Source organism: Chryseobacterium suipulveris (assembly GCF_022811685.1).
Classification (GTDB): Bacteria; Bacteroidota; Bacteroidia; order Flavobacteriales; family Weeksellaceae; genus Kaistella; species Kaistella suipulveris.
Genome location: NZ_CP094532.1, coordinates 554,429 through 566,891, shown reverse-complemented (window position 1 = coordinate 566,891; position 12,463 = coordinate 554,429). Strand labels below are relative to the sequence as shown.

Here is a 12,463-nt window from a genome sequence, read left to right as displayed (position 1 = left end):
TTTGATCTTTTGTACTTTTAGACCTCGCAAATATAAATTATTTTTTACTTTTAAAATAAACATTATATGTTTTACGAAGTATCAGAAGGTCTTCCCTAAATGAAAAACTTCGTAAATACTCCAAATTCATTTTTATTTTTTCGGGAAAAATCACTTCGTCATTGTAATAGTTGGGGTTGTTTACATTTTTGAGCATTTCTTCTTCATTAATGTACTTGATGCTTGCCCGTGAAGTGACACCTGGTTTTAGTTGAAGTACTTCCCTATCTTTCCCAACGAGTTTGTCATAATATCCGGGTATATCCGGACGCGGCCCGACAAAACTCATTTGTCCCAGAAAAATATTGAAGAGTTGTGGCAACTCATCAAGTTTGCTTTTTCTCAAAAATCGCCCGTATCGTGAGCAGACATTTGTTGATGGATTTATTGTTCTTACTTTAAAAATTTTGAATGGTTTACCGTACCTTCCGATCCTTATCTGTGAAAAAAGTCCATGTGATTTGGTATCGATCGTTGCCAAAATGAACAAAACAAAAATGAATGGAAGCAAAACAAAAATCAGCAGTAACGAGAAAACAAAATCTATGACCGACTTCCAAAAAATATACTTGTTAAATTTTGGCAGAACCATCATTTACTGAAAATTATACTTCTTTTTCAAAGTGTTCTTAGTCAGAATATAAACCAATATGCCCAGAAGAAGCATCATGACGAAAAAGACCAACTGTATACGCCAATCGAAATTGCTCATGTACATCACAAGCAGACCGACTAATACCTGTATGAATGCATAGATTCCGGACACAAGCAGTGGATTTACTTTTGCTTCGTTTGCTAAATATTGATAAAGGTGACTCCTGTGTGCTTCGAAGATATTTTCTTTTTTACGGATTCTGTGGATAATGGTCATCACCGAATCAATACCGTAAACAAAAAGAAATAAACAATAAATCAAGTTTTCTGTCTTTATCATGAGCAACAGCAAGAGGAAAAGGATGATAAAAGCGATTGCTACGGCACCGACATCGCCTGCAAAAGTCTTCGCTTTCCGTCGAAAGTTAAAGAAACCAAAAACCAAACAAGCAATTATTGAGAAATAGATAATATCCTGATTTACGAAACCAATACTATTATTTGCAATCCCCAACAGTATCAGAATTGCTACACTATTCGCAACCGTAATTCCGTTGATCCCATCCATAAAGTTGTAGGCGTTTGTGATCCCCCCACAGAAAATCAGAGCAACAAGAGCTACCCACATCGGGAATCCGAACAGATGCACCTCATAAAACATGAGCAGCATACTGGTAAGCTGAACAGCGATCCTGATTTTATTTGAGAGCGAATAGATATCGTCTAAGAAACTAATGACCGTGATTAACGTAAGGCCCAGGAAAAACCACGGATACTGAAATCCTGCAGTAATAAAAAATGCAAGCACCCCGAAATAGAAAATAATCCCTCCGCCGCGCAAGGTAATTTTGGTATGCGAACTTCTTTCGTTGGGCTTATCGATAATGTTATATTTATCGGCAATTTTGAAATAGAGGAGTTCTAATAGAAATAATCCGATAAAGACAATGAGGTAAAGCATTTGTGATTTTAATAACAGTTGCAAAAATAGAGAAAATTTCTCCCTAAAAGATAATTTCTCTTCAATTTTTATTAAATAATGGTCATTGATTTGTATCTTTTGAAAAATGTTATATTTGTACAAACACCTCACAAAATGAAAGCAAGTATTCTCTCCTTAGTTTTAGTTTTTCTCACTACTTTATTTTCGGGAAAGAGTAAGCTCAATCCGGAAAAAATTGAAAAGAAAGTTACGCTCCTCGATTTCGGCGCAAAAGGAGACGGCAAAACTGATGATTCTGCAGCTTTTCTAAGTGCTTTACAGTCTGCTGGTAATTCGGAAAACAAAAGTTTAGTAATTCCGGGGAACTATATTTTTAATTTGAATAACAAGCTTATTGATTTTGATAAGTTTGCATCAAGAATCGTTCTTGAGTTTGACGGAGGAATTTTGAAAAACGGAACGCTCAAAGGACAACAAACAAGAATCAAGGCCGATCGCGTGAAGATTTTTGAGAACATTAACCTTAGCGGATCTATTATTTCAGTTACCGATTTTGCATATCCTGAATGGTATGGAGTTTTTCCGTTTGATATCAAAGTCGATCTCGTAGATGCACTTACAAAACTTGACCCGGTATTTTACGATATCTCACTCAGTCCCGGCGACTATTATACCAAAAAAGGCGAATATATGGTTAAAGGACTGAAAGGCACCTCTATGGCAAAAACTAAAGTCATACTTGAGACAGACCGTTCTAATACATATGTTTTTTCACTGGGAAAAGTTGGCGGAAATGTAAATGAAAGAAATTATGACTATAATTATATTAAGGATTTAACAGTAGTTATATCCAGTCCCAATAAGAAGAGATTACGTGGTAATCGGGGGATCATCATAGGTGCCGTGCATAAGCCGACTCTTGAGAATATTAAGGTATTTCTTTTCGGAGACGTCACACAATTGACACGTGCTGAACTTTCTCAAATTGCCGATAACCCGCAAAATATGAAGAATGCGAACGTAGGCATTGAATTTCGCGGAGATTCTGAGGTCTCACACTTGTCGAATATTTTCACATTAAGCGACATTGGCATCTTGATTTCGCAGTATACAGATATTATATACTTATACGACTACATGAGTTGGGCAGGAGAAAATGGATTGGCAAGTGTATATGTTACTAAAGAAGCTGCTAGTTCTCAAAATCTAAACTTTATTGGACAAAGCTGGAACCAAGGATTGTATGGACTCTATACTGAAGATAATGAAAAATGGAATAATTTATTGAATGCCAGATTCGAAAACATCAGGATTGAGCAATTGAATAAAAACATCACCAAGAATGGCAAAGTTCTTAGTACCTCTATCAGGTTGGGACAATCAAAGATGATTACTAATCTAATTTTCGATAATGTTATTTTGGCAGGGGACGGAAACGGTATTTATATTGGTGAAACGATAAGTGGGAACGTGTATTTGAATAAGGTTTTTCTGTACCCTACTTTGGATATGAAGAGAGATTTCGCAATTAAAGCAAAGTTTACCAAAGCAAGTAACAGCATTTTAGAAACCCCTTTTCAAATTCATTTGACCAATAGTGATTTATATACAGATGCGGAAAGTATTTTTGAGAACAGTAATAAGATTGAAAACAGAAGTACAGATCCCAATCAGCGTAAGAACAGGTTTATCGATACGGTTGTTTCTTATTAGGCAAAATCACGAGACGAAATTAAATCCAAAATATAAGCAGGGGTATAGTAAAGAATTTAGGATGACTTGGTAAAGGATTTGATTGTTTTTATCATTCCTTGTTCCGCAGATAATGGCAGATCATTTATGCCGAGTGCTTTCTTTATTTTTACATTGGAAACCAAAAGGTTGGAAGTCATTTTGCCCAATCGCTTTGAATTTAGTGGAAGTGACGCCACATTTCCTATTTTTGACATTAAATTGATTAAGGATTTGGGAATTTTCCAGACAGGCGGATTACTTTGCCTTACTTTTCCAATAATCTCAATGATTTTCCTGGTTGAAAGTGGTTGGTCATCGCAGATATTATAAACTCCGCTCGCCATGTTGTCTTTTTGAGCAATGATTTCATTGATGAGAAAAACAACATTATCTACAGAAGCAAAAGTCCTCGAGTTGTCGAACGCTCCCAAAGGATACGGAATTCCTCTAGAAATTATCTTATAAAGCAAAGTGAGATTTCCTTTGTCGCCTTCTCCGTGAATCATACTGGGACGCAGAATTAACACTTTTTTACCTTCCGGTAATTGTTGTCCTAACAGAAATTCTTCCGCTTTCCTTTTCGATTTCCCGTAGTAGGAAACTGGTCTGCATACGGATTCCTCACTTATTAATTCCTCTCTCTCATTCTCCTCCACCGCGGCAATGGAACTTATGTGGATGAAAAGTGACGCCTCACTTTTTACGAACTCCTCAAAAATATCTTTAGCGATTTCGTAGTTTGCTTTGTAGTAATCCGCTTCAGTGGCGGTACCTTTGTGGTCGTGCGCTTTTCCGATGCAGTTGATGAAAACATCCAACCCTTCTGTATTCAACGACCATGATGGATTGCGAAAGTTGATTTTAATACCTTCGAATTCTGTCTTCAAGGAAGCCCTTAAATTTTTGCCGATAAAACCACTATAACCAAATATCCCAACTTTCACCATTTTCAAAAAAGTTAAATAGCATCTTGATATTTTTGTAGAATAGTTTCTTCCGAATAAATACTATTCGCAAGTTTTCTTGATCTTTCGCCCATTATTCGAAACTTTTCTTTATCGGCTAATTTTATTTGATCCAGAAACTGTAGCAATTTTTCATCTGTACTAAAGCTGTAACCGATTTCATGATCCTTTATTAATAGATCTACCTCACTGTCTTTGTCACCAACATATAAAATAGGTTTCCCGGCAGCAAGGATATTGTAGGTTTTTGAAGGTACGCCCAAACCAAACATTCCTGGAGAGAGTATTACAATCGAAATATCTGTATTGTTCAATATCTCCACTTGTTCACTCCTCTTATATCCTTTCTGAAAGATGATATTCTTCAAATTGTTGTCCGATACATACTCAATCATTTCTTGTTTTACCGCACCTTCGCCAACGAAATGAAATTCCGTATTTTTATTGGTTGATCGATGAATAACCTGTAAAAGTTCTTTTAGTCCTTGAACGCGCCCTAAATTACCAGCAAATTGAAATACCACTTTATCAGTACTCAGCAAGTTATCTTTAGGAATCACCAGCTTATTTTCAGACCAGTTTTCTATTACTTCTATTTCGAGATTGGGATTCTTTGCCGTCTTAAGTTTCATAACATTTGCCATGTCCCTTCCAACAACAATAAGTTTGTCGGCAGATGAATATGCTTTATTAAATAGCGTACAAAGAACCTTGTACACTATTGATTTCTTATCTTTTAAAATTCCTGCTGGCACCGTATTTTCAGGAAAAACATCATGAACCAAAATAACCAGTTTCATGCCCCTTAGCAATTTCAGTAGTGACGCAAGAAGGATGATTGGAGCTGGATTGGTCACTATTGTAACGGTATCATTTCGCTTAACTTTTTTTAGAAGTAGAAAAAACATCGAGAAACTAAGTGATACAAAACGAATTGATCGCTGGATCAAATTATTCTTTGATCCAGCGAAAGTTTCAATTCTAGTTACCTTTACAGAGTCCTTCAAAAAATAGTTATCGTTCTTTTGAGTATTGTTATCATATACCGGCATACCACATACCACCTCTATATCGTCATATTTCTCTGCTAGTTTATTGACAATTTTTGTCATAACAAAAGCAGTAGAAGTTTCTTCAGGAAAAAACAGTTCCGAAACAACAAAAAGCCTACCCTTTGTAATCATAAATTTCGTTTTCCTCTATCCAAGTTTTCATTTCTTCGAGCATTGTTACATAATCCGGAACCTGATACTCGTAGTCGTTTCTTATGCTAACCAAGCTTTTATCCGAATAATAATCCGGATTTTCAACAATGTTCATTTTGCCTCCGCGGAAAATTTCATTGAAGAGTTTCAGTAAATTATACTTGCTTATTTTTTCGCGAGATATCTGCTTTAGTCCGGTTACATTCTTTTCCAATGCGTCGATTATTACCTTTGCAAGTTCAATAGTGGTAATTCCGGACCAATAAACATTGGTAAATCCTCCCAGTTGAGTTTCAGAACTTTGGAACATAAACCAATGGAAAAGCCCAATTCCGTTCTGATTAAGTTCTGGACCGATGATGGAGGTTCTGATCGTAAGGTCTTTCCCATTTGTAATTTCGCCCAACGCTTTTGACTGTGCATAAAATCCGATACCGTTGCGGAAACTTTCTTCAGTATATCCTCCTGCATCTTTCCCCGAAAAAACACAGTCGGTACTGATATGTATCACCTTCGTTGCACTATTTTTGGTGATGTCCTCAAGGAAATGTGGGAAATAACTATTGAACCAAATGGCTTTTGCAGGATGATCTTCGGCATCTTTATTGAGAATTCCGATACAGTTGATTACAGCATCAAATTGGTTTTCAGCAATAATTTCTTTAAGTTTATCAGTGTGGATTACATCAAGATTAAAGGTTTTATCCGTAGACTCAATGCTTCGTGCAACGCCATAAACGTCATAGTTTCCTTCTTGCTGTAGCTTTCGAAAGACCACATGCCCTGCCATACCTTTTATGCCAATTACTAAAACTTTTTTCATTATTTGTCCCAAATCACTTTGTTAATAATTGAAGTATAACTCTGAATTGCGCGAACTACTCGTGCAGATGTATTTTTGATCGTATATTCAATAGGAAGTTGAGCATCGGCGGTTAGTGCAAGTCCTTTTGCGATTTCTATTGAGTTGATCATACTCTCTTTGGAAATTCCGCCCAAAACGATGGTTCCCCAATCTATCGCTTCAGGTCTTTCGGTACTTGTTCTGATACTTACTGCAGGAAATCCCATCATTGCTGATTCCTCACTGATAGTGCCGCTGTCCGAAAGTACAACGTATGAACTTTTTTGCAATTTTACATAATCAAAAAATCCAAGCGGTGGTACATTTTTGATTAGAGGATGGAATTGGATTCCGCTTTTCTCAATTCTGTTTTTGGTTCTTGGGTGAGTTGAAAAAATAATTGGCAATCCGTATTTTTCAGCTACCGTATTTAGTGATTCCGCCAAAATTTCGAAATGGTTTTTGATGTCGATATTCTCTTCGCGGTGGGCACTTACAACGATATATTTATTCTCTTCCAAACCTAATTTTGAAATCACATCAGAATTTTCAATCTTATCTTTATACTTTTCGAGGACTTCTAATAGAGGCGAGCCTGTTACGAAAACGTGGTCTTTTCTAAATCCTTCACTCAGCAAATATCTTCTACTATTTTCTGTGTAGGTGAGATTAATATCTGAAATATGATCAGAAATTTTTCGATTGATTTCTTCTGGCACATTCTGGTCGAAACATCTATTTCCCGCTTCCATATGGAAAATTGGAATTTTGAGACGTTTTGCTGCAATGGTACATAATACACTGTTGGTATCTCCTAACACTAAAAGTGCATCAGGTTTTTCTTTGGCTAGAACCTCATAAGATTTTGCAATAACATTCCCTATAGTTTCACCCAAATGATTACCTGCCACATTCAGAAAAAGGTTTGGCTTTCTCAGCTCCAGGTCTTCAAAAAAAATTTCATTAAGTTCATAGTCATAATTCTGACCCGTATGGATAAGAATGTGCTCAAAATAGGTGTCGCATAATTTGATGCATTCTGCCAATCTAATAATTTCAGGCCTTGTTCCTATAACTGTGGCCACTTTCATTTTTTTCATGTATTAATTCTTGTAAGGAAACCTGTATTCATCTTTTATTTCTTTAAGAGCATAGTCTGCGAATACCAACAAACGGGACTTCGGTTCACGACTCCTTATTGCAGTAAGGTAACCTGCTGGTACATGGAGCACTTGGGCGGGACTATCAAGCTCAAATTTTTGTTCGATAGCGCTGCCTTTTTCCATATTTTCAAAGGAAATTACTTCTATCTCAAACGATCCGACTACTGCAGAAAACCATCTTTTCTCTATTTTATGTCCTTGCCAACCACGCACGGTGTGCAAATCTACACTTTCAATAAAATATAGTCTTTTTACCTCGTCGAGTCGTAAGTCATTATTATAGAATAAAATCCCTCTTTGGTCTGCATAACTATTTCCTGAGATAATTTGTGGATCGTTCATTATCATAAATTTTAGTCAGGATACTGCAATACGTCTTCTCCGAACACCTCCTTCCTAATTAGTGGAAGTTTTCCCAGTAATTTTTTCATACCTTCAACATCCTGCTGTACAGTATTGTGAGAATGGTAATCCTGAATGTCGTCAACATTACTGACTCCTTCGGAAAAATATTGTGCATAATTCAAATCTCTATTATCTGCAGGAATCCTGAAAAACTCTCCCATATCCTGTGCTTTGATCATTTCTTCTCTTGTACAAAGCGTTTCATACAATTTTTCTCCATGCCGTGTGCCAATAATTTTGATTGGATTATTAGCTTTATACATTTCCTTTAGAGCTTGTGCTAAGTCCCCAATAGTTCCTGCAGGTGCTTTATTGACAAACAGGTCTCCGGGATTGCCATGTTCAAATGCAAACAAAACCAAATCCACAGCTTCTTCCAGTGACATTAGAAATCTTGTCATTTTTGGATCAGTCACCGTAATTTCCTGCCCAGCTTGAATTTGCTTTACAAAAAGAGGTATTACTGAACCTCGGGATGCCATAACGTTTCCATAACGGGTAAGGCAAACAACCGTATCGGTGAGATTTCTGGACTCAGCTACTGCAACTTTTTCCATCATTGCTTTAGATATTCCCATTGCGTTAATTGGGTATGCCGCTTTGTCAGTGGAAAGACAGATCACTTTTTTCACGCCACTTGCAGCAGCAGCACGGATTACGTTCTGCGTTCCTTCCACATTGGTTTTTACCGCCTGCATTGGGAAGAATTCGCAAGATGGCACCTGTTTCAGTGCTGCAGCATGAAAAACATAGTCCACACCTTTTGTTGCGGGTTCAACACTGGTGTAATCCCTTACGTCTCCAATGTAATATTTTATTTTATCGTCTTTATAAAGATTCCGCATATCGTCCTGCTTTTTCTCGTCGCGAGAGAAGATACGGATTTCCTTGAAATGGTCTGTTTTCAAGAAGCGATTTAGTACAGCTGTTCCAAAGGAACCTGTACCTCCTGTTATGAGGAGAGTTTTATCCTTAATTTTCATTCGAGGTCAATAATTTTATTAGCTCGTCTATTTGATTTCGTGTTTTGGGTTTTGAGAACGGGAGGTTATCTGCTTCGCCGGTCTTCATCAAACATTTAAATATTTCGTTCGTCTGTAAAGGGTCAAACGAAAGCGTCGGAACGCAAATTTCATGCATATAAGGCAAGTCTGCTCCTAAAACCTTACAGCCGTTTTCGATTGCTTCGATAATTCCCAGTCCATAGCTTTCAGCTAAACTTGGAAAAATTAGATATTCATGGGTATGATAATACCTATACAGATCTTCCCTATAAATAAAACCAATATTATTAATGGGGTATCCTTCTTTCACCTTTTTCTCTATATATTTTACTACTTCCGGAAAGGTATGATTCACTGTGAGTGTGAGTTCACCTTTCTTTTGCTGGTTATAATACTGGCAAAATGCGTCAATTAATCTAAAATGGTTTTTATGCGGATTAGCATTACTTACATACAGAAACGTATTAGGTATTCTTTGATATGTTTTTTCATCTTTGAAAGGAGGATAAAAAGGTAACTTTTTTACTGCTTTCTCAGGTAATTTGAACTTTTTTTGCAGTTCATCCTTTATGAATAGACTTTGCACTAACCAAAAATCGGTATTATTTTTATATGAATTGAGAATAAAAATCTTCAGCTTAAATTTGATTTTTTCCAAAGTACTAAACTCTTTTGGAATATTCAAATACATTGGCTGATGAAAATAGGTATAAACTTTGGCATCTGTCCTGATATTTGGAGGAATATTACCAAAACATAATATTGTATTAAACTTTGTTGCGTTTTTTTTGTAGAAGTTGTTGCGCTCAGTCAGTCCCTTCAAGAAAATGAACTCAATATCACCGTCTTTCTTCAATGAATACTCAGACTTAATTCTGTGGTCGATTAACATAATGATTTTGTGTTTTGGAATGGCGCCCAACACATCATAAAGATAATCAAGTAAAATTTTACCCCCACCATTGTTGATGAAGATTGTGTCTATAAGTATCATTTCTTAACCTTCATTAACTCATCAAATAATGCGGTCCACTGGTTCATAATAAATTTTTTAGAAAAAAAACGGGACTTTTCTTTTGCTTTTTCTCCCATTTTTTTTCTCAACTCCTCGTCATTCATTACTTTAATGAGTGATTTGGCAAATTCGTGAATATTTCCGTCTTGAACGAGTATTCCGCAGTCGTTTGCGGTTATGATTTCGCTTGGCCCTGTTTTACAATCAAAACTAACGATTGGTACTCCGCAGGTAATGCTCTCCAACAAAACTAATGGAAATCCCTCATATCTAGATGAAAGTGCAAATATAGCACTTTGAAGTATTTTTTCTGCAACAAAATCAGTTTGTCCTTCGAAAACAATGGAATCAAATATTCCAAGTCTTTTAGCTTGCTCTTTCAACTGGTTTTCTAAATGTCCTGTACCCAAAATTCTAAGTATCCAATCATTATTTTCTGCAACTACCAAAGACCATGCATCGATGAGCAAGTCGAAGCCTTTTTGTTCTGCCAATCTTCCTACGGCAATTACGGTTTTAGTATTTAAGTTGGATACTTCTTCGGATTCGAAAGCACTAAAATTATAGATTTGGGTAATGTTTTCATTCGATTCTTTCCATTCCGATTCGTCCTCTTTTGTTAATACTACGAGTTTGTCAAGATTTTTTGTTTGGTTGATCAATTCTCTGGTACGCAGTTCGCCAATCAAATTCCAGAAGATATTGGCACTTCTGGAAATGTAGGCCTGCTTTCGAAAATTTTTAGAGAAATGTAGCTCGCAGACTTTCTTGGCGGAAATGTCGAGTTTTCCAAGAAACTCCAATTCTTTTGCACCAGTTGAAATCACAATGTCTATTGATTCCCTGTCTATTAATTGCTTAAGCTGTTGTTTATATAACCGTAATTTACTTTTTGTCTTCAGTAATTTTAGTGGCAGTATTTCATTGAGGACCTCATTAAAATTGATATTTAAAGGAATAACTGTTGCTTTCGCATTTAAATTAAAAAAAGATTTACGGGATTTGCCTTCAGTCGTTATGATGATTATTTCGTAACCATTATCGATCAGGTAATTTATTTTTTCAACAACAATTCTTTCTGTTCCCCCGCTTGTTTCCAGTGTCGGAATACAATATAATAATTTCATTACTTATCTTTTTTTCGTATCTTAAAGCTATATTAATTATGAATTAAACAATAAATCTAAAACTCTTTCATAAATCTAATTGAATCTAAATTTTTTTGTTGCTAATAAAACAATCATTAATGTCCATATTAAATATCTCATAAAGAAAAAATATTCCGCACGCGCAAGATAGATTGAATAAGAGATAAAGATGGCGTACGCAGTAAGTGCAAAGATACTATTGTTAGCTTTAATGCGATTTTTATTAATGGTATAACCCAGAAAACTCATAAAAAAAATAGCTCCAATTACTCCAAATGCAATATAAACATCTGCTATAATAGTAGTCCCAATACCATAAAACTTATCCAGTTCTCCAAGGGTAATAAACGTAAAAAGCTTTTGCGACGATAATTCTTGTTCTTTGTATCCACTACTGAGCAACAGGTTTTGAAAGAATGGAATCGGTGCAACAAATTGGGATAGCATTGATTCTCCATAAGTATAACCGTTATCCCTTACTTGTTCAATGGCTAAGAAATTATTACGATTGTTGATAATCAAATCCATAACGATATCTGCACCGCTAGTTTTTGAGTCCTGTTGATATCCTCGTAATATTACCACTGAGAACATGGTTATCAATCCAATAAGGATAAAACCTAAAAATCTAATAAGATTTACCTTTTTGTAAAGAAGAGAATAAAGACCCAAAATCATCAAAATAACTTGTAAGGGAATTGTCCTACTACCTGCAAACAAAAGTCCGAGCACAATTACCAATATTGTTATGTATGCTATAATACTAATTTTTCTGAACCTGAACTTGTTGGGAGAAATAATTTTTGCATTATAAAAATCACAGATGATGCCTGCGAAAAGAAAGGCAGGATAAAACAAATTAATGTACTTTGAAACAGGATTGGCCTCATAAACTCCTCCAAAATAAACTGCTCTCAATTCAAAATAGCCACCTGTAGCAATATAAAGAATGAAAAGTATTAGAGCAATATAATAAAATTTTTTAGTCTTAACTAATCTGCCGCTTTTCTTTTCATTACTATCTTCTTGTTTATTGCTTTTTGGAAAAACTAATAATGACCCAAAAACATATGCTGCCATACCCAAAACAGCCAATGCTGAAGATCTGGGAATTACATCTGTATCAAATTGAAATAAAAAGAACACATATCTAGTCGCGTCGGTTTCAAACATGAATATGGGATAGTAAAGCGTGACAAAGAAAAAGGTGAAAAAGAATAACGAGTCGAAATCGAAATAATTCGCCTTCTTTCTAACAAGATTATACAATAAAATTATTACGACATAAGCCACACCACAAAATACACTATACCCATAATCATATTTTAACGGGGCATAGCTGAAAATAGCTATTCCAAATATTAATATAATTATTGCTACAATTTTATCCATTAAAACAAATTA

12 protein-coding genes are annotated in these 12,463 nt (G+C 35.6%); 1 reads left to right on the top strand and 11 read right to left on the bottom strand.

The window, feature by feature from the left end; all coding sequences use genetic code 11:
- Nucleotides 1–37: 37 nt before the first annotated feature.
- Complete coding sequence (locus tag MTP09_RS02650) at nucleotides 38–631, bottom strand: sugar transferase (RefSeq protein ID WP_243551569.1); 594 nt, start codon at nucleotides 629–631, stop codon at nucleotides 38–40.
- 3 nt (nucleotides 632–634) lie between these two features.
- Complete coding sequence (locus tag MTP09_RS02645; protein WP_243550368.1) at nucleotides 635–1,594, bottom strand: MraY family glycosyltransferase; 960 nt, start codon at nucleotides 1,592–1,594, stop codon at nucleotides 635–637.
- 135 nt (nucleotides 1,595–1,729) lie between these two features.
- On the opposite strand from MTP09_RS02645, the gene MTP09_RS02640 reads away from it, so the two are divergent.
- A complete protein-coding gene (locus MTP09_RS02640) occupies nucleotides 1,730–3,289 on the top strand; it encodes a hypothetical protein (protein WP_243550367.1) in 1,560 nt (519 codons plus the stop codon).
- A 56-nt stretch (nucleotides 3,290–3,345) separates the two neighbouring features.
- Here MTP09_RS02640 and MTP09_RS02635 read toward each other — a convergent pair whose 3' ends face one another.
- The 9 genes from MTP09_RS02635 to MTP09_RS02595 all read right to left on the bottom strand — a co-directional run bounded on the left by MTP09_RS02635 (nucleotide 3,346) and on the right by MTP09_RS02595 (nucleotide 12,451).
- The gene (locus MTP09_RS02635; protein ID WP_243550366.1) at nucleotides 3,346–4,197 is read right to left on the bottom strand and encodes an NAD-dependent epimerase/dehydratase family protein; all 852 of its coding nucleotides are present in this window, start codon (nucleotides 4,195–4,197) and stop codon (nucleotides 3,346–3,348) included.
- 71 nt (nucleotides 4,198–4,268) lie between these two features.
- Entirely contained in the window at nucleotides 4,269–5,459 is a 1,191-nt protein-coding gene (locus tag MTP09_RS02630; protein ID WP_243550365.1) for a glycosyltransferase family 4 protein, read from the bottom strand.
- On the bottom strand, nucleotides 5,443–6,303 hold the full coding sequence (locus MTP09_RS02625) for a dTDP-4-dehydrorhamnose reductase family protein (protein ID WP_243550364.1): 861 nt from the start codon (nucleotides 6,301–6,303) through the stop codon (nucleotides 5,443–5,445). Before MTP09_RS02625 ends, MTP09_RS02630 begins: the two co-directional genes overlap by 17 nt.
- Nucleotides 6,303–7,415: a non-hydrolyzing UDP-N-acetylglucosamine 2-epimerase gene (gene wecB / locus MTP09_RS02620; protein WP_317618769.1), complete on the bottom strand. Its 1,113-nt coding sequence runs from the start codon at nucleotides 7,413–7,415 to the stop codon at nucleotides 6,303–6,305. Before wecB ends, MTP09_RS02625 begins: the two co-directional genes overlap by 1 nt.
- A 12-nt stretch (nucleotides 7,416–7,427) precedes the next feature.
- On the bottom strand, nucleotides 7,428–7,829 hold the full coding sequence (locus MTP09_RS02615) for a WxcM-like domain-containing protein (protein WP_243550362.1): 402 nt from the start codon (nucleotides 7,827–7,829) through the stop codon (nucleotides 7,428–7,430).
- A gap of 11 nt (nucleotides 7,830–7,840) precedes the next feature.
- Complete coding sequence (locus tag MTP09_RS02610) at nucleotides 7,841–8,875, bottom strand: polysaccharide biosynthesis protein (RefSeq protein ID WP_243550361.1); 1,035 nt, start codon at nucleotides 8,873–8,875, stop codon at nucleotides 7,841–7,843.
- Nucleotides 8,865–9,890 carry a glycosyltransferase gene (locus MTP09_RS02605; RefSeq protein ID WP_243550360.1) on the bottom strand — a complete coding sequence of 342 codons (1,026 nt, stop codon included), beginning with the start codon at nucleotides 9,888–9,890 and terminating at the stop codon, nucleotides 8,865–8,867. The genes MTP09_RS02610 and MTP09_RS02605 overlap by 11 nt, the downstream gene beginning before the upstream one ends.
- Nucleotides 9,887–11,038, bottom strand: a complete 1,152-nt coding sequence (locus MTP09_RS02600; protein ID WP_243550359.1) for a glycosyltransferase family 4 protein — start codon at nucleotides 11,036–11,038, stop codon at nucleotides 9,887–9,889. The genes MTP09_RS02605 and MTP09_RS02600 overlap by 4 nt, the downstream gene beginning before the upstream one ends.
- Nucleotides 11,039–11,113: 75 nt before the next feature.
- Nucleotides 11,114–12,451, bottom strand: a complete 1,338-nt coding sequence (locus tag MTP09_RS02595; RefSeq protein WP_243550358.1) for an O-antigen polymerase — start codon at nucleotides 12,449–12,451, stop codon at nucleotides 11,114–11,116.
- Between the last annotated feature and the right edge of the window lie 12 nt (nucleotides 12,452–12,463).

Bases quoted from the DNA above. Each gene is read 5' to 3' on its own strand.
- MTP09_RS02650 (WP_243551569.1), bottom strand. From the start codon at position 631: ATGGTTCTGCCAAAATTTAACAAGTATATTTTTTGGAAGTCGGTCATA.
- MTP09_RS02645 (WP_243550368.1), bottom strand. From the start codon at position 1,594: ATGCTTTACCTCATTGTCTTTATCGGATTATTTCTATTAGAACTCCTC.
- MTP09_RS02640 (WP_243550367.1), top strand. From the start codon at position 1,730: ATGAAAGCAAGTATTCTCTCCTTAGTTTTAGTTTTTCTCACTACTTTA.
- MTP09_RS02630 (WP_243550365.1), bottom strand. From the start codon at position 5,459: ATGATTACAAAGGGTAGGCTTTTTGTTGTTTCGGAACTGTTTTTTCCT.
- MTP09_RS02625 (WP_243550364.1), bottom strand. From the start codon at position 6,303: ATGAAAAAAGTTTTAGTAATTGGCATAAAAGGTATGGCAGGGCATGTG.
- wecB (WP_317618769.1), bottom strand. From the start codon at position 7,415: ATGAAAGTGGCCACAGTTATAGGAACAAGGCCTGAAATTATTAGATTG.
- MTP09_RS02615 (WP_243550362.1), bottom strand. From the start codon at position 7,829: ATGAACGATCCACAAATTATCTCAGGAAATAGTTATGCAGACCAAAGA.
- MTP09_RS02610 (WP_243550361.1), bottom strand. From the start codon at position 8,875: ATGAAAATTAAGGATAAAACTCTCCTCATAACAGGAGGTACAGGTTCC.
- MTP09_RS02605 (WP_243550360.1), bottom strand. From the start codon at position 9,890: ATGATACTTATAGACACAATCTTCATCAACAATGGTGGGGGTAAAATT.
- MTP09_RS02600 (WP_243550359.1), bottom strand. From the start codon at position 11,038: ATGAAATTATTATATTGTATTCCGACACTGGAAACAAGCGGGGGAACA.
- MTP09_RS02595 (WP_243550358.1), bottom strand. From the start codon at position 12,451: ATGGATAAAATTGTAGCAATAATTATATTAATATTTGGAATAGCTATT.